This window comes from Pseudomonas sp. TREG-RG-20F-10-E-6-01 (assembly GCF_022662455.1).
Classification (GTDB): domain Bacteria; phylum Pseudomonadota; class Gammaproteobacteria; order Pseudomonadales; family Pseudomonadaceae; genus Aquipseudomonas.
This window is the reverse complement of the sequence record NZ_JAKNQP010000011.1, coordinates 85,594-100,993: the sequence shown is the minus strand read 5'-3', so window position 1 is coordinate 100,993 and position 15,400 is coordinate 85,594. Positions and strand designations below refer to the sequence as shown.

Below are 15,400 nucleotides of genomic sequence, written 5' to 3'. Positions count from 1 at the left end.
CATTAGCCGCGCGCGGCGGCAATCTTGATCAGTTTGGCGTAGTAGAAGCCATCGTGTCCGCCTTCTTGCGCGAGTAACTGGCGGCCGTGGGGCTGCTTGATGCCGGCCGCCGTGGCGAGGTCCAGTTCGCGCGCGCCGCTGGTGCGGGCGAGGAAGGCTTGAATCACCTCGGTGTTCTCGGTGGGCAAGGTCGAGCACGTGGCGTAGAGCAGGATGCCGCCGACTTCCAGGGTCGGCCACAGGGCGTCGAGCAGTTCGCCTTGCAGCACGGCCAGGGCGGCAATGTCGTCGGGTTGGCGGGTCAGCTTGATGTCCGGGTGACGGCGGATGACGCCGGTGGCGGAGCATGGCGCGTCCAGCAGGATGCGCTGGAAGGGTTTGCCGTCCCACCAAGTGGCGGTGTCGCGGCCGTCAGCGGCGATCAGCTCGGCGTTCAGGCCCAGACGGGCGAGGTTTTCACGCACGCGCACCAGGCGCTTGGCTTCCAGGTCGACGGCGACGACAGCGGCGAGGTCTTTTTCGACTTCCAGAATGTGACAGGTCTTACCGCCCGGCGCGCAACAGGCGTCGAGTACGCGTTGGCCGGGCGCCAGGTCGAGCAGGTCGGCGGCCAGTTGCGCGGCTTCGTCCTGCACGCTGATCCAGCCTTCGGCAAAGCCTGGCAGGCTGCGTACGTCGGTGGCCGCTTCCAGCACGATGCCGTCGACGCTGTACACGCACGGCGTGGCGTGGATGCCGGCGTCGGTGAGCAATTGCAGGTAGGCGTCGCGGCTGTGATGGCGACGGTTGACCCGCAGAATCATTGGCGGGTGCGCATTGTTGGCCGCGCAGATGGCTTCCCATTGCTCAGGCCAGAAGGCTTTCAGGGACTTTTGCAGCCAGCGCGGGTGTGCGGTGCGCACCACCGGGTCGTGTTCCAGCTCGGCCAGCAGCGCCTCGCTCTCACGCTGGGCGCGGCGCAGCACGGCGTTGAGCAGCGCTTTGGCCCAAGGCTTTTTCAGCTTGTCGGCGCACCCAACGGTTTCACCGATGGCGGCGTGGGCCGGCACGCGGGTGTAGAGCAGTTGATAGAGGCCGACCAGCAGCAGCGCTTCCACATCCGCATCCGCCGCTTTGAACGGCTTTTGCAGCAGCTTGGCCGCCAGCGCCGACAAGCGTGGCTGCCAGCGCGCGGTGCCAAAGGCCAGGTCCTGGGTGAAACCGCGATCACGGTCTTCAACCTTATCCAGCTGCGTAGGCAGCGAACTGTTCAGTGAAGCCTTGCCATTCAGGACGGCGGCGAGGGCCTTGGCGGCGGCCAGACGCGGGTTCATTGAGCGACCGCCCCGAGAACCGTGCCCAGGGCAAATTTCTCACGACGGCTGTTGAACAAATCGCTGAAATTAAGCGCTTTACCGCCGGGCAATTGCAGACGCGTCAGGCACAGCGCCTGTTCGCCGCAGGCGACCAACAGGCCTTCTTTGCTGGCGCCGATGATTTCACCGGGGGCGCCCTTGCCTTCAGCCAAGGTGGCGGCCAGCACTTTCAAGGCTTCGCCACTGAGTGTGCTGTGGCCGATTGGCCATGGGTTGAAGGCACGCACCAGGCGTTCCAGCTCTACGGCCGGGCGGCTCCAGTCGATGCGCGCTTCGTCTTTATTGAGTTTGTGGGCGTAGGTGGCCAGGCTGTCGTCCTGCACTTCGCCTTCGAGGGTGCCGGCAGCCAGGCCGGCGATGGCCTGGACCACAGCAGGCGGGCCCAGCTCGGCGAGGCGGTCATGCAGGCTGCCGCCGGTGTCTTGGGCGGTGATCGGGGTGGTGACTTTCAGCAGCATAGGGCCGGTGTCCAGGCCCGCCTCCATGCGCATCACGGTCACACCGCTTTCACGGTCGCCGGCTTCCACGGCGCGCTGGATCGGCGCCGCACCGCGCCAGCGTGGCAACAGCGAAGCGTGGCTGTTGATGCAGCCCAGGCGCGGGATATCCAGCACCGCCTGAGGCAGGATCAAGCCATAGGCCACGACCACCAGCAGGTCTGGCTTCAGCGCCGCCAGTTCCGCCTGGGCCTCGGCGTTGCGCAGGGTTGGCGGTTGCAGCACAGGGAGGTTGTGTTCCAGCGCCAACTGCTTGACCGGGCTTGGCATCAGTTTTTGCCCGCGACCGGCCGGGCGGTCCGGCTGCGTGTACACCGCGACAATGTCATAAGGGCTGGCAAGCAGCGCCTTGAGGTGTTCGGCAGCGAATTCGGGAGTGCCGGCAAAAACAATGCGCAGTGGCTCGGTCATGGGAGGTCTCGGTTAAAAACAGTCACAAAAGAAAAAGGCTTGCCGCAGCAAGCCTTTGGAAGAAGGGCATCAAGCTTGCTGGCGATGCTTTTTTTCCAGCTTCTTCTTGATCCGGTCGCGTTTAAGCGTGGACAGGTAATCGACAAACAGCTTGCCGTTGAGGTGGTCGCACTCGTGCTGGATGCACACGGCCAGCAGGCCATCGGCGATCAGCTCGTAGGGCTTGCCGTCACGGTCCAGTGCCTTGATCTTCACGCGCAGCGGGCGTTCGACGTTCTCGTAGAACTCCGGCACCGAGAGGCAGCCTTCCTGGTATTCGCCCATCTCTTCGGTCAGCGGTTCGAACTCGGGGTTGATAAACACCCGCGGTTCGCTGCGATCTTCCGACAGGTCCATGACCACGACGCGCTGATGCACGTTGACCTGGGTGGCGGCGAGGCCGATGCCCGGGGCTTCATACATTGTTTCAAACATGTCATCGACCAACTGACGAACCTTGTCGTCCACTACGGCCACCGGTTTGGCGATCGTGCGCAGGCGCGAGTCGGGAAATTCGAGGATGTTCAAAATAGCCATAAGCGTAATTGCTGCACATGTGAGGTAGAGGCAAATCGGCGGTGGGATGGACCCAGGCAGCCGGTGTGAAAGGTTCGAAAGCCGCGAAGGCTATGGCATTTCACGCGAACGCACATAATAAAGGAGATTGACCCCATGAGGAAATCGCTACTCGTCTTGCTGCTGTGGGCGCCGCTCACGATGGCTTTGATCCCACCGCCCGGCCAGCGCCTGGAACCAGCAACGCAGCAGGCTATCCAGTCCTTTTTACTGCACAACCGCATTCTCGATACGGCTCACGACCTGGACAGCGCACCTTACATTGTCGCGGCCGATGCTGGCCGGGTGCTGGGCGCCAATGGTGACCGTGTGTATGCAAGGGGCGCCCTGGACCCCACACAGCCCAATTACGGAATTTTTCGCCGCGCCAAGGCCTACACCGACCCCGACACTCAGGAATTGCTGGGCATCAACGCCGACAACATTGGCACCGCGCGCTTCGTAATGGCCGGCGATCTCACCACGCTGGCGGTGCAGCGAGTCACCCAGGAAGTACGTCCCGGCGATCGGCTGCTGCGCGCCGAACCTCCGGTTGAGTCGACCCCCGTGAAGCGTGCGCCCTGTGTTAAGGGGCACATCATCGACATTCCCAAAGGCGTCACCCAGATTGGAGTACTGGACGCCGTCACCCTGAACAAAGGCCGACGCGACGGGCTGGTTGAAGGCCAATTGCTGACCGTGATCAAAGCCGGCGCGCCGATCCGCGACACCCTCACTGGCACGGCAACCCAACTCCCTGATGAGCGCGCCGGCACGCTGCTGGTGTTTCGCACCTATGAAAGGCTCAGCTATGGCCTGGTTCTCAGCGCCTCACGCTCGCTGGCAGTCATGGACCGATTCGAGACTGCCCAACAAACACAATAAATAGCCTGCTAAATAAGTTACCAACAGAGTTATCCACAGCTTGTTCCGGTCAAGGATGATCAAATGTATCCGATAAACAGCAGCGAAATTTCCCCGTCAGAACTGGAAGCTCGACTACGCTTGCACAGGCTGCCGGAACTGGGTTCCAAGCGTTTTCGTGTGTTGCTCGAAGCCTTCGGCTCTGCCTCAAAAGCCATCAGCGCCCCTGCCAGTGCATGGCGTTCCCTCGGGTTGCCTGCCGTCAGCGCCGATGCCCGTCGCAGCCCTGAAATACGTGACGGTGCCAGTGAGGCATTGGCGTGGTTGGCGCAGCCGGCCCAGCATTTGCTGATGTGGGACCAACCTGATTACCCGGCACTCCTCGCCCAGATCGACGATGCCCCGCCGTTATTGTTCGTCGCCGGTGACCCAAAAATCCTGGAAAAACCGCAGTTGGCCATGGTCGGCAGTCGCCGTGCGTCGCACCCCGGCATGGACACCGCAGCGGCCTTTTCCCGCAGCTTGGCGAGCGCCGGTTTTGTCATCACCAGTGGTCTTGCTTTGGGTATAGACGGCGCGGCGCACCAGGCAGCGCTGGATGTCGGCGGCCAGACAATCGGCGTGCTCGGTACCGGGCTTGAAAACTTTTATCCACAGCGCCACCGACAGCTCGCAGCCACGATGATTGCCCAGGGCAGTGCGGTGGTTTCCGAGTTCCCGTTGGACGCCTCGCCACAAGCTGGCAACTTCCCCCGGCGCAACCGGATCATCAGTGGCCTGTCGCTGGGTGTGCTGGTGGTGGAGGCCAGCATGGCCAGTGGCTCGTTGATCACCGCGCGGCTGGCGGCCGAGCAAGGGCGCGAGGTGTATGCGATCCCTGGCTCCATCCATCACCCTGGCGCCAAGGGCTGCCATCAATTGATCCGCGATGGCGCGACGCTGGTGGAATCCATCGAGCACATTCTGGAAGGGTTACGTGGCTGGCAGGCGCTGTCCCGCCCGGCACCCATGCCGGTCACTCATCCGCTGGTGGCGTTGCTGCACGCCGCGCCTCACACCAGTGAAGGCTTGGCCATTGCCAGCGGGCGGCCGTTGTCCCAGGTGCTGGCAACCCTCACCGAGCTTGAGCTCGAAGGCCAGGTGATCTGCGAAAGCGGGCGCTGGCTTGCGCGCTGCTAGGTTTTGTAAAGAAGATCGGTAAACTGCGCAGAGCTTTAGTCCGGAGAGTGAGTAATGGTCAACAGGTGGCGTGTGCTGGAAACCGCACGGGAAATTCGCGCAGGCGCGGTGATTGCCTACCCGACCGAAGCGGTCTGGGGCCTTGGCTGCGATCCGTGGAACGAAGAAGCGGTGGACCGGCTGCTGGCGATCAAGAATCGGTCGGTGGACAAGGGCCTGATCCTGGTGGCGGACAATATTCGCCAGTTCGATTTTCTCTTTGAAGACTTCCCGGACACCTGGATCGAGCGCATGGCCAGCACCTGGCCTGGGCCCAATACCTGGCTGGTGCCCCATCAGGACTTGCTGCCTGAGTGGGTAACGGGTGTGCATGACACGGTGGCGTTGCGGGTGACTGATCATCCGCTGGTGCGCGATCTGTGCTCGCTGGTCGGGCCGCTGATTTCCACCTCGGCGAACCCGCAAGGGCGCCCGGCCGCGCGTACGCGGCTTCGCGTGGAGCAATACTTCCGTGGCCAGGTAGATCGGGTATTGGGCGGCGCCCTGGGTGGGCGCAAGAACCCGAGCCTGATTCGTGATTTGGCGACGGGTGAGGTGGTGCGGCCTTCCTGAGACCGCGGTGCGGCCATCGCGGGCAAGCCCGCTCCCACACTCGACCGCGTTCCTTCAGTTGATATGCGATCAAAATGTGGGAGCCGGGCTTGCCCGCGATGAGGCCCTTACAACCTCAAAAGATCTACCGCCTTATGGCAGCAGAATGGTCGACCCCGTCGTCCGCCGCCCCGACAGCTCAGTCTGCGCCTTCGCCGCGTCCGCCAGCGAAAACCGCTGGTTGATATCAATGCGCACCTTGCCGCTCTTGATCATCGAGAACAAATCATCCGCCATCGCCTGCAAGTCTTTCGGGTTGCTGGCGTAAGTCGCCAAGGTCGGCCGGGTGACATACAGCGAGCCCTTCGCCGCCAGAATCCCCAGGTTCACCCCATCCACCGCGCCCGACGCATTACCAAAACTCACCACCAGCCCACGTGGCGCCACGCTGTCGAGCGAGGTCAGCCAGGTGTCCTTGCCGACGCCGTCGTACACCACCGGGACTTTTTTGCCGTCGGTCAATTCAAGTACGCGTTGTGCGACGTTTTCCTTGCTGTAGTCGATCGTTTCCCAGGCGCCGAGGGATTTGGCCAAGGCGGCCTTTTCCGGTGAACTCACGGTGCCGATCAACTTCACGCCCAAGGCCTTGGCCCATTGGCAGGCCAGTGAACCCACACCACCGGCAGCGGCGTGGAACAGAATGGTTTCGCCGCCCTTCAATTCGTAGGTTTGACGCAGCAGGTATTGCACGGTCAGGCCTTTGAGCATCGCACCGGCAGCCTGTTCGAAGCTGATGTCGTCCGGTAGGTGCACCAGGTTGGCGGCGGGCAGCACGTGCAATTCGCTGTAGGCGCCCAGCGGGCCGCTGCCGTAGGCCACACGGTCGCCGACTTTGAATTGCGTGACCTCGCTGCCCACGGCATCGACCACACCGGCGCCCTCTGCGCCCAGGCCCGATGGCAGGGCCGGCGGCGCGTAAAGGCCGCTGCGGAAGTAGGTGTCGATAAAATTCAGGCCAATGGCTTCATTGCGCACACGAACCTGCTGCGGGCCAGGCGCTGCTGGCGTGTAGTCCACATACTCAAGCACTTCGGGGCCGCCATGGGCGCTGAACTGGATACGTTGGCCATCTGCACTTCTCCTGAGGTCGAATTCGCGTAGCCCTCTATCCCACTCCTATGCTTGATCTTCGTCAACTGCGGCGCACCTAAGTGCAGTGCCACGTAAGCGCAGTGGTATCCTGTGCGCCCATTTGCCGCCGACGCCGCATGGCCTCGCGTAGCTTTGCCCGATTCAAGGTGATGCCATGACTACCCGCACCGAGGCTGTTAAAGCCTACCTGCTCGACCTGCAAGACCGTATTTGCAGCGCCCTGGAAACCTTCGAGACGGACACTCGCTTTATCGAAGACGCCTGGACCCGGCCTGCCGGTGGCGGCGGTCGCACCCGTGTGATCGAAAACGGTACGGTCATCGAAAAAGGCGGCGTTAACTTTTCCCACGTGTTCGGCAGCGGTCTCCCACCGTCCGCCAGCGCGCATCGCCCTGAGCTGGCCGGTCGCGGGTTTGAAGCCTTGGGCGTGTCGTTGGTGATCCACCCGCACAACCCGCATGTGCCGACGTCCCACGCCAATGTGCGCTTTTTCATCGCCGAAAAAGAAGGCGAAGAACCGGTGTGGTGGTTCGGCGGCGGCTTCGACCTTACGCCCTACTACGGCAACGAGGAAGACTGCATCCACTGGCACCGCGTTGCCGAGCAGGCCTGTGCGCGGTTCGGCCCGGACGTGTACTCGCGCTACAAAGCCTGGTGCGATACGTATTTCCATATCAAGCACCGCAACGAACCGCGCGGCATCGGCGGCCTGTTCTTCGACGATTTGAACGAGTGGGACTTCGACACCTGCTTCGCCTTCATCCGCGCCATCGGCGATGCGTACATCGACGCCTACCTGCCGATCGTGCAGCGCCGCAAGGCCTTGGCTTACACCGAACAGCAGCGCCAGTTCCAGGAGTTCCGCCGAGGGCGCTACGTCGAATTCAACCTGGTCTACGACCGTGGCACCCTGTTCGGCCTGCAGTCGGGCGGGCGCACCGAGTCGATCCTGATGTCGCTGCCGCCGCAAGTGCGCTGGAGCTATGACTGGAAGGCCGAGGCCGGTAGCGAAGAAGCGCGTCTCACCGATTACTTCCTGCAAGACCGCGACTGGCTGGGCCTCGCCGCGCCCAAGGCGGCCGTCTGATGGACCGTTATGTGGTGTTCGGCAACCCTATCGGCCACAGCAAGTCGCCGTTGATTCATCGCATGTTCGCCGAGCAGACCGGCGAGCAACTGGACTACAGCACCTTGCTCGCGCCTTTGGAGGATTTCACCGGCTGTGCCCGTGAGTTCTTTCAGCAAGGCCGTGGCGCCAATGTCACGGTGCCCTTCAAGGAAGACGCCTACCGCTTGGCCAACAGCCTGACTGAACGTGCCCAGCGCGCCGGGGCGGTGAACACCCTGAGCAAGCTGGCCGACGGCACCCTGCTGGGTGACAACACTGACGGCGCCGGCCTGGTGCGCGACCTGAAAGTGAACGCCGGGCTGAACCTGCAAGGCCAGCGCATCCTGTTGCTCGGTGCTGGCGGCGCGGTGCGTGGGGCGTTGGAGCCCTTGCTGGCCGAGCAGCCTGCCGCGCTGATCATCGCCAACCGCACGGTGGAAAAGGCCGAGTTGCTTGCCGGGCTGTTTGACGATCTGGGCCCTGTGTCGGCCAGCGGTTTCGACTGGCTGCGTGAGCCGGTGGACCTGATCATAAATGCCACGTCCGCGAGTCTGTCAGGCGATGTACCGCCGATTGCCAGCAGCCTGATCGAGCCGGGCAAGACCTTTTGCTACGACATGATGTACGCCAAGGAACCCACCGCGTTCTGCCGCTGGGCGACAGAGCATGGCGCAGCCGTGGCGATGGATGGTCTGGGCATGCTCGTGGAGCAGGCGGCGGAAGCGTTCTTCCTGTGGCGCGGCGTGCGCCCGGATTCGGCGCCGGTGTTGGCTGAGCTGCGCCGCCAGTTGGCGTAACACAACGCCAACGTGGGCACGGTCAAACTGTGGGAGCTGGCTTGCCTGCGATGCAGACGACTCGGTCGGTCAGTTAGACCGAGGTGATCCTATCGCAGGCAAGCCAGCTCCCACAGTTTCAACCGCATTCAGTCTTCGAAATGGATGGGGCAGTTGTCGACCCCTTCCAGCTTTTTCAATTCTTCCACTACCTGCGGCCGGGCCCTACGCAACGTCAAACTACGCCCCGTTCCCCGCAACCGCCGTGCCTCCTGGTGCAGCATCTCCACCCCGGAATAGTCGATAAAGTTGATCTGCTGCGCCTCGATCACCACCCGCTCACCCTGCAAGCTCTGCAGGCGCACTTGCAGATAATGGCTAGCGCCAAAAAAGATCGAGCCCCCCACCCGCAATACATCCTCATCCCCGTCGCGCCACTGCTGGACACGCGGTTGCGAAGTGCGTTTGAGGTAGAAAAACAGCGACGCCAGCACCCCGGCGTAAATCGCCGTTTGCAGCTCCAGCAGCAAGGTGGCCACACACGTCAGGCTCATCACCACAAATTCTGCGCGGCTCACGCGAAACAGCGCGCGGATGCCGCGATGATCCACCAGGCCCCAGCAAATCAGCAGGATGCTCGCCGCCATGCTGGGGATTGGTATGTGCGCGATCAACGCCGCCCCAAATACGGCAAACAACGCCACCCAGCCGGCGGAAAACACGCCTGCCAACGGTGAGCAAGCGCCCGCCTCGTAACTGAGGCCGGAGCGGGTAAAGGAACCGGCCGACAAGTAGCCGGAGAAAAATCCGCCGACGATATTGGATAAGCCCTGCGCGCGGACTTCTTGATTGGCGTCGAGCAGTTGCTGCGAACGCGCCGACAGCGAGCGCGCAATCGACAAGCTGGTCACCAGCCCGAGCATGCCCACCGCCACCGCGCTCGGCAGCAGGCGCAGGAGCATGTCCAGGTCCATCGGCAATGGGCTGAACGGCGGCAGTGTGCCCACAAACGAACTGACCCGCGCCACATGCCCGAACATCGACGGCCACAGCCACGCCACCAGGCTGCCCAAGGCCAGGGCGATCAACAGTGTTGGCCAACGTGGCACCAGGTACTTGAGCAGCGCGCCCACCAGCAAAGTGCCCAGGCCCAGGGCGAGGGAGGCGTGGGCCCATTCGCCACTGTGATCGATGAGCGCCAGCAAACTCTTGATCGCTGTGGCTTGGCTGGGCAGATCCAGCCCCAGCAGGTTGGGCAACTGCCCCAAGGCGATCACCACGGCAGCGCCGAGGGTGAACCCCAGCACCACCGAATGAGAGACGAAATTGACCAGCGCGCCGAAGCGCAGCATGCCCAGCAGCCACTGGAAAACGCCAGCGAGGACGGTCAGCAGCAGGATCAGCGTGATGTAGTCCTGCGACCCTGGCACGGCCAAGGGGCTGATGCTGGCGTAGAGCACGATGGAAATGGCGGCGGTAGGGCCGCAGATCAGATGCCAGGAGGAACCCCAGAGGCAGGCGATCAATACCGGGATGATGGCGGCGTACAAGCCGTATTCGGGTGGGAGACCGGCGATCAGCGCGTAGGCAATCGACTGCGGCAGCGCGAGCACGGCACCGCTTAAGCCAACCATCGCGTCCCGGCCGACGCTGGCGCGGGTTTGGCGCGGGAGCCAGGCGAGGAAGGGCAAGAGTGTATGGCGGTTGGGCCGGGGCATGAAAGGCTCGGTTCGAAAGGTTTGCATCAGGGTATCAGCACACACAGTCCCCCGTGGGAGCTGGCTTGCCTGCGATAGCATCACCTCTGTCTAACTGACAGACCGAGTTGTTTGCATCGCAGGCAAGCCAGCTCCCACAAAAGCCAGTTCCCAAAAAGGATCGATTTCGGGGGTTAGAGCTTGGCTTTTACCGCAGCCAACGCATCCTGGCCATCCACGGTTTTTACGCCATCCAGCCACTTGTCCAACACCGCCGGATTGGCCTTGATCCAGGCCTTCGCCGCATCAGCATTGCTGACTTTTTTATTCACCACCTCAGCCATGATGCTGTTCTCCATCTCCTGGGTAAAACTCAGGTTGGTCAGCAGTTTTCCGATATTCGGGCAGGCTTGCGCGTAGCCCTTGCGGGTCAAGGTGTAAACACTGCCGGTGTCACCGAAGTACTTCTCGCCGCCCTTGAGGTAATGCATGTTCAACTGCACGTTCATCGGGTGCGGCGTCCAGCCGAGGAAGGTCACGAACTTCTGTTTCTTAACCGCCCGCGACACTTCGGCCAGCATCGCCTGTTCACTCGACTCGATCAGCTTCCACTGACCTAGGTCGAAGTCGTTCTTCTTGATGATCTCCTGCAGCGAGATATTGGCCGGCGCGCCGGAGCCGATGCCGTAGATCTTCTTGTCGAACTTGTCGGCAAATTTGTTCAAGTCGGCAAAGTCATGCACCCCGGCGTCCCACACGTAGTCCGGCACGGCAAGGGTGAATTCGGTGCCGTCGAGGTTTTTCGCCAGTTGCACCACATCGCCATTGGCCACGAACTTGTCATAGAAGCCCTGCTGCGCCGGCATCCAATTGCCCAGAAACACGTCCACCTGGCCGTCCTTGAGCCCGCCAAAGGTGATCGGCACCGCCAGGGTGTCGACCTTGGCCTTGTAGCCCATGCCGTTCAACAGAAAACCGGTGATGGCATTGGTGGCGGCGATATCGCTCCAGCCTGGATCGGCCATCTTCACCGTGTCGCAGCTAGCGTCCGCGTACACATTGGCGCTACTGAGCACCAACATGCCCAGCACTACAGTCAACTTTTGCATGGCCTTCCCTCTGTCTATTTATTGGTTTTGGCAGGGTTGTGGGTAACGTGCCTTGCGCTCCAGGTCGTCGAGGTCGATATGGTTGCGCATGTATTGCTGACTGGCGTCCACCAGTGGCTGGTGATCCCAGCTCTTCAGCTTGCCTTGGGTCAGCGCCTCAAAGACCAGGCGGCGACGGCGTTGGCTGGCGAGTACCTGCTGATGGATCGCCGGGATGTCCCATTTGGCCCGCGCCTCACTCAAAAACGCCTCGAACAGCGGCCGGTGTTCCGGTGACTGGCTGAGGTTTTCCCGCTCGTGCGGGTCGTTGTGCACATCGAACAGTAGACAAGGATCGTCCTCGCTGTAGATGAACTTGTACGCGCCACGGCGAATCATCATCAGCGGGCTGATGGTGCCTTCGGCCATGTATTCGCCAAACACTTCGTCGTGCCCGCCCTGCCCCTGCAAGTGCGGGACCAGCGAGCGACCGTCCAGCGGCAAGCGTGGGTCCAGCTCGCCGCCGGCCAGCTCCACCAACGTCGGCAACAGGTCGGCCGTGGAAACCGCTTTGGTCACGCGGCCCGCCGCGAATTGCCCCGGCGCACTGACCAGCAGCGGCACGCGGGCAGCCATTTCAAACCAGTGCATTTTGTACCAGAGGCCGCGTTCGCCGAGCATGTCGCCGTGGTCGCCGGAGAAGATGATGATCGTGTCATCGGCAAGGCCCGTGTCTTCCAGGGTTTGCAGGAGTTTGCCGACGTTGCTGTCGATGTAGCTGCACGCGCCAAAATAGGCACGGCGCGCATCACGGATTTTGTTCAGCGGCAGCGGCTTGTCCCACAGGTCGTAGACTTTGAGCAGGCGCTGCGAATGCGGGTCGAGGTCGGCCTGGGCCGGCGTCGTAGGCATTGGGATGTCGCTGTCGTCGTACAGGTCCCAAAACGGTTTGGGAATGGTGTACGGGTCGTGTGGGTGAGTCATCGACACGGTCAGGCAGAACGGCTGGCCACCCTCATTGCGGATATGGTCGAACAAATATTGCTGGGCCTTGAACACCACCTCTTCATCGAAATCCAGCTGGTTGGTGCGCACGCACGGGCCGGCTTGCAGCACCGATGCCATGTTGTGATACCAGGTGGGGCGCACGTCCGGCTCATCCCAGTTCACCGCCCAGCCATAGTCGGCGGGGTAAATGTCGCTGGTCAGGCGTTCTTCATAGCCGTGCAACTGGTCGGGCCCGCAGAAGTGCATCTTGCCCGACAGCGCGGTGCGGTAGCCGAGGCGGCGCAGGTAGTGGGCATAGGTCGGCACATCGCCAGGGAAGTCTGCCGCGTTGTCGTAGGCGCCGATCTTGCTCGGCAACTGGCCGCTGACCAGCGTGAACCGCGACGGCGCGCACAGCGGGCTGTTGCAATAGGCGGCGTCAAACACCACACCCTGTTCGGCGAGGCGGCTCAGGTTTGGCAGTTTGATCGGGGAAGGTCCGTAGAACGGAAGCAGCGGCGCGGCCATTTGATCGGCCATGATGAAAAGAATGTTCTTGCGCTTCATGAGTCTTCGGCATTCCATAGGCGGTGTTTATGCAAATGAGCATGCGGCCCATGGAAAATGGGGTAAAGCCCATGAAAAGCAATGTCTAGGATAAGCAAAGCTTATGTATGAAGCCCTTGGCGATCTTTCCCTCGACCTGCTGCGCGCATTCGAGGCGGCGGCACGCCACCGCAGCTTTACCGCTGCCGCCGTGGAACTGGGCACCACCCAGCCGGCCATCAGCCAGCAGATCAAACGCCTCGAAGAACAGCTTGGGCTGCGTCTGTTTGATCGCATCTACCGCGGCATCGAGCTGACCGACGCTGGGGCGCTGTTGTTTGAGCATGCGCAGGGCGGTTTGCAGGCCATCAACCAAGGCCTCAGCGCGATCACCCAGCAAGACCAGCATGAAGTGCTGCAAGTGGCCACCGACTTTGCCTTCGCCGCCTACTGGCTGATGCCGCGCCTGCACCGCTTTCACCAGGCCAACCCGCAGGTTGACGTGAGCCTGGTCACCAGCGAACGCAACCATGCCAGCTTGCGCAGCGATATCGACGTGGCGGTGTTGTTTGGCGATGGCCGTTTCAAACAGGGCGACAGCCTCTGGCTGTTCAACGAGGAAGTGTTCCCGGTGTGCAGCCCGCAATGGCTCAAGGACCAGGCCACGCCGCTGACCGTGCAGACGCTGCCGGACTGTCCGCTGCTGCACCTGCGCCAGGAAAACAACAGCCAGTGGTTCGACTGGAGCGGTGTGTTTCGCGAGCTGGGCATTACCACCGCGCCCACACCCGGCCAACTGCGCTTCGACAACTACACCCTGTTGATCCAGGCCGCGATTGCCGGCCAGGGCGTGGCCATCGGCTGGCGCCACTTGGTGGATAACCTGCTGGAGCAGAACTGGCTGTGCCGGCCGATCAACGACACGGTGATCTCACGCTTCGGTTATTACGTGGTGCAGCCCCAGCGCAAACGCCGGGGGCAGTTGGTCGAGCGCTTTGTCGACTGGCTGGTGGCCGAGCAAGCCAGCAGCGCACAGTCGCTGACCGGGCTGGCCCTGCCGTCGATTGCGGTCTAGGATCGGCGCATATTGGATCCGGATTTCGCCATGCAACGTATCAAGGGCTACCACGCTCACATCTACTTCGACGCCAGCACGATCGACCAGGCGCGCCAGCTCTGCGAGGACGCGGCCAAGCTGTTTCCGTTGCGCATGGGCCGCGTGCATGAACGCCCGGTGGGCCCGCACCCGGACTGGAGTTGCCAGCTGGCGTTCGAGCCGGAATACATCGGTGTGGTGTTGCCATGGCTGGCTTTGCATCGTGAGGGGCTGGTGGTGTTCCTGCACCCTGATACCGGCGATGACCTGAAGGATCACACCGATTACGCGATCTGGATGGGCGCGATGCGCGAGCTGGACCTGTCTATTTTTTAACCAGCGCGTATAAAAATCCCATCCCCTTGTGCAAAGGCGATGGGATTTTTTATGTTTTAACCCAATATGTGGGACTGTTATTTATATATTGAGATACCTCCAGTCATAGGTTTATATTCGCCCATCTGCTTTTTTCAGCACCCACTCATTTCAGGTGAAGCGATGCAGGCGCAATTGATCGCGCTCGACTGGGGGACCAGCTCCCTTCGTGCTTATAAACTCGGCCCGGCCGGCAAGGTGCTCGACCAGCGCGCACTGGCGTTCGGCATCATGCACCTGCCCAGCGAACCCCGTGACATTGCCGGCGTGCGTTGCAGCGATGGCTTCGAGTTGGCGTTCGATGCGGCCTGCGGTGATTGGCTGGAGGCCGAACCGAGCCTGCCGGTGATCGCCTGCGGCATGGTCGGCAGCGCCCAGGGCTGGAGCGAAGCGGCTTATCGCAACACGCCGGTCGATGTCGCCAGCCTGGGCCAGGCGCTGCATTCCGTGCGCAGCCTGCGCGGCGTCGAGGTGCACATCGTGCCCGGCGTGATCGAACAAGTGGGCTTGCCGAATGTGATGCGCGGCGAAGAAACCCAGGTGCTGGGCGTGCTGCAAGGCCTCGCGGCTGAGGTGTTGATCGGCCTGCCGGGCAGCCATTCCAAATGGGTCGAGGTGGTGGAGGGCTGCATCACCCACTTCGACACCTTCATGACCGGCGAGCTGTTTGCGGTGCTGAGCCAGCACAGCATCCTCGGCCGTACGCAAAAGGCTGCCGAACACTTTCAGGCCGAGGCGTTTGATTGCGGCGTGCACGTGGCGCTGTCTGAAGACGGCCAGCGCGGCGTGCTTTCTACATTGTTCAGTGCCCGCACCCTGGGCCTCACCGCCGAGCTGGCACCTGACCAGCAGCCGGATTACCTCTCCGGCCTGCTGATCGGCCATGAACTGGCCGGCCTGCCGGCGCACGCAAAACATAAGCCTATTGTCCTGGTCGGCACCGCAGCGCTCTGCGCCCGTTACCAGCGCGCCCTCGCCCTCTGCGGCTTCGCCCACGTCAGCCTGGCGCAAGCGGCCACCGAACGCGGCCTGTGGCAATTGGCCGTGGCGGCCGGGCTCACTCAACCGGTCCTGGAGGCCTGAC

General features: G+C 62.4%; 15 protein-coding genes. 8 read left to right on the top strand and 7 right to left on the bottom strand.

Annotation, left to right across the window (positions count from 1 at the left end; genetic code table 11):
- Positions 1–2: 2 nt before the first annotated feature.
- The 3 genes from rsmB to def form a co-directional block, all read right to left on the bottom strand.
- Entirely contained in the window at positions 3–1,313 is a 1,311-nt protein-coding gene (gene rsmB, locus L8K08_RS24820) for a 16S rRNA (cytosine(967)-C(5))-methyltransferase RsmB (protein ID WP_242200563.1), read from the bottom strand.
- Complete coding sequence (gene fmt / locus L8K08_RS24815; RefSeq protein ID WP_242200561.1) at positions 1,310–2,263, bottom strand: methionyl-tRNA formyltransferase; 954 nt, start codon at positions 2,261–2,263, stop codon at positions 1,310–1,312. Before fmt ends, rsmB begins: the two co-directional genes overlap by 4 nt.
- 69 nt (positions 2,264–2,332) lie before the next feature.
- Entirely contained in the window at positions 2,333–2,839 is a 507-nt protein-coding gene (def, locus tag L8K08_RS24810; RefSeq protein WP_016970668.1) for a peptide deformylase, read from the bottom strand.
- A 135-nt stretch (positions 2,840–2,974) separates the two neighbouring features.
- Between def and L8K08_RS24805 the strand changes: the two genes are divergently transcribed.
- The 3 genes from L8K08_RS24805 to L8K08_RS24795 all read left to right on the top strand — a co-directional run bounded on the left by L8K08_RS24805 (position 2,975) and on the right by L8K08_RS24795 (position 5,512).
- Complete coding sequence (locus tag L8K08_RS24805) at positions 2,975–3,742, top strand: peptidoglycan-binding protein (RefSeq protein ID WP_242200559.1); 768 nt, start codon at positions 2,975–2,977, stop codon at positions 3,740–3,742.
- Between the two features lie 63 nt (positions 3,743–3,805).
- Complete coding sequence (gene dprA, locus L8K08_RS24800; RefSeq protein ID WP_242200558.1) at positions 3,806–4,900, top strand: DNA-processing protein DprA; 1,095 nt, start codon at positions 3,806–3,808, stop codon at positions 4,898–4,900.
- Between the two features lie 54 nt (positions 4,901–4,954).
- Positions 4,955–5,512, top strand: coding sequence for an L-threonylcarbamoyladenylate synthase (locus L8K08_RS24795; RefSeq protein ID WP_106575988.1), 558 nt, complete (start codon positions 4,955–4,957; stop codon positions 5,510–5,512).
- 132 nt (positions 5,513–5,644) lie between these two features.
- On the opposite strand, the gene L8K08_RS24790 is transcribed toward L8K08_RS24795, so the two are convergent.
- Entirely contained in the window at positions 5,645–6,610 is a 966-nt protein-coding gene (locus L8K08_RS24790) for a quinone oxidoreductase (protein ID WP_242200592.1), read from the bottom strand.
- 187 nt (positions 6,611–6,797) lie between these two features.
- Here L8K08_RS24790 and hemF point away from each other — a divergent pair, with 187 nt between their 5' ends.
- On the top strand, positions 6,798–7,730 hold the full coding sequence (gene hemF, locus L8K08_RS24785) for an oxygen-dependent coproporphyrinogen oxidase (protein WP_145158446.1): 933 nt from the start codon (positions 6,798–6,800) through the stop codon (positions 7,728–7,730).
- On the top strand, positions 7,730–8,548 hold the full coding sequence (gene aroE, locus L8K08_RS24780) for a shikimate dehydrogenase (protein WP_242200555.1): 819 nt from the start codon (positions 7,730–7,732) through the stop codon (positions 8,546–8,548). Before hemF ends, aroE begins: the two co-directional genes overlap by 1 nt.
- 128 nt (positions 8,549–8,676) lie before the next feature.
- Here aroE and L8K08_RS24775 read toward each other — a convergent pair whose 3' ends face one another.
- From L8K08_RS24775 to betC, 3 genes are all read right to left on the bottom strand, one after another.
- Positions 8,677–10,245 (bottom strand): SulP family inorganic anion transporter, encoded by a 1,569-nt coding sequence (locus L8K08_RS24775; protein WP_242200553.1) that lies wholly within the window; start codon positions 10,243–10,245, stop codon positions 8,677–8,679.
- 173 nt (positions 10,246–10,418) lie between these two features.
- The gene (gene choX / locus L8K08_RS24770) at positions 10,419–11,333 is read right to left on the bottom strand and encodes a choline ABC transporter substrate-binding protein (RefSeq protein ID WP_242200550.1); all 915 of its coding nucleotides are present in this window, start codon (positions 11,331–11,333) and stop codon (positions 10,419–10,421) included.
- A gap of 18 nt (positions 11,334–11,351) precedes the next feature.
- The gene (betC, locus tag L8K08_RS24765) at positions 11,352–12,866 is read right to left on the bottom strand and encodes a choline-sulfatase (protein ID WP_242200547.1); all 1,515 of its coding nucleotides are present in this window, start codon (positions 12,864–12,866) and stop codon (positions 11,352–11,354) included.
- 103 nt (positions 12,867–12,969) lie between these two features.
- On the opposite strand from betC, the gene L8K08_RS24760 reads away from it, so the two are divergent.
- The 3 genes from L8K08_RS24760 to L8K08_RS24750 all read left to right on the top strand — a co-directional run bounded on the left by L8K08_RS24760 (position 12,970) and on the right by L8K08_RS24750 (position 15,399).
- The gene (locus L8K08_RS24760) at positions 12,970–13,920 is read left to right on the top strand and encodes a LysR family transcriptional regulator (RefSeq protein ID WP_242200535.1); all 951 of its coding nucleotides are present in this window, start codon (positions 12,970–12,972) and stop codon (positions 13,918–13,920) included.
- A 30-nt stretch (positions 13,921–13,950) separates the two neighbouring features.
- Positions 13,951–14,277 carry a DOPA 4,5-dioxygenase family protein gene (locus L8K08_RS24755; RefSeq protein ID WP_106575995.1) on the top strand — a complete coding sequence of 109 codons (327 nt, stop codon included), beginning with the start codon at positions 13,951–13,953 and terminating at the stop codon, positions 14,275–14,277.
- 162 nt (positions 14,278–14,439) lie between these two features.
- Positions 14,440–15,399 (top strand): 2-dehydro-3-deoxygalactonokinase, encoded by a 960-nt coding sequence (locus tag L8K08_RS24750; protein ID WP_242200532.1) that lies wholly within the window; start codon positions 14,440–14,442, stop codon positions 15,397–15,399.
- The last annotated feature ends 1 nt before the right edge of the window (position 15,400 follow it).

What these genes read in the sequence shown, in the direction of transcription:
- betC (WP_242200547.1), bottom strand. Translation starts at nt 12,866, where the DNA reads ATGAAGCGCAAGAACATTCTTTTCATCATGGCCGATCAAATGGCCGCG.
- L8K08_RS24755 (WP_106575995.1), top strand. Translation starts at nt 13,951, where the DNA reads ATGCAACGTATCAAGGGCTACCACGCTCACATCTACTTCGACGCCAGC.
- L8K08_RS24775 (WP_242200553.1), bottom strand. Translation starts at nt 10,245, where the DNA reads ATGCCCCGGCCCAACCGCCATACACTCTTGCCCTTCCTCGCCTGGCTC.
- choX (WP_242200550.1), bottom strand. Translation starts at nt 11,333, where the DNA reads ATGCAAAAGTTGACTGTAGTGCTGGGCATGTTGGTGCTCAGTAGCGCC.
- def (WP_016970668.1), bottom strand. Translation starts at nt 2,839, where the DNA reads ATGGCTATTTTGAACATCCTCGAATTTCCCGACTCGCGCCTGCGCACG.
- hemF (WP_145158446.1), top strand. Translation starts at nt 6,798, where the DNA reads ATGACTACCCGCACCGAGGCTGTTAAAGCCTACCTGCTCGACCTGCAA.
- L8K08_RS24750 (WP_242200532.1), top strand. Translation starts at nt 14,440, where the DNA reads ATGCAGGCGCAATTGATCGCGCTCGACTGGGGGACCAGCTCCCTTCGT.
- fmt (WP_242200561.1), bottom strand. Translation starts at nt 2,263, where the DNA reads ATGACCGAGCCACTGCGCATTGTTTTTGCCGGCACTCCCGAATTCGCT.
- aroE (WP_242200555.1), top strand. Translation starts at nt 7,730, where the DNA reads ATGGACCGTTATGTGGTGTTCGGCAACCCTATCGGCCACAGCAAGTCG.
- L8K08_RS24805 (WP_242200559.1), top strand. Translation starts at nt 2,975, where the DNA reads ATGAGGAAATCGCTACTCGTCTTGCTGCTGTGGGCGCCGCTCACGATG.
- L8K08_RS24795 (WP_106575988.1), top strand. Translation starts at nt 4,955, where the DNA reads ATGGTCAACAGGTGGCGTGTGCTGGAAACCGCACGGGAAATTCGCGCA.
- rsmB (WP_242200563.1), bottom strand. Translation starts at nt 1,313, where the DNA reads ATGAACCCGCGTCTGGCCGCCGCCAAGGCCCTCGCCGCCGTCCTGAAT.
- dprA (WP_242200558.1), top strand. Translation starts at nt 3,806, where the DNA reads ATGTATCCGATAAACAGCAGCGAAATTTCCCCGTCAGAACTGGAAGCT.
- L8K08_RS24760 (WP_242200535.1), top strand. Translation starts at nt 12,970, where the DNA reads ATGTATGAAGCCCTTGGCGATCTTTCCCTCGACCTGCTGCGCGCATTC.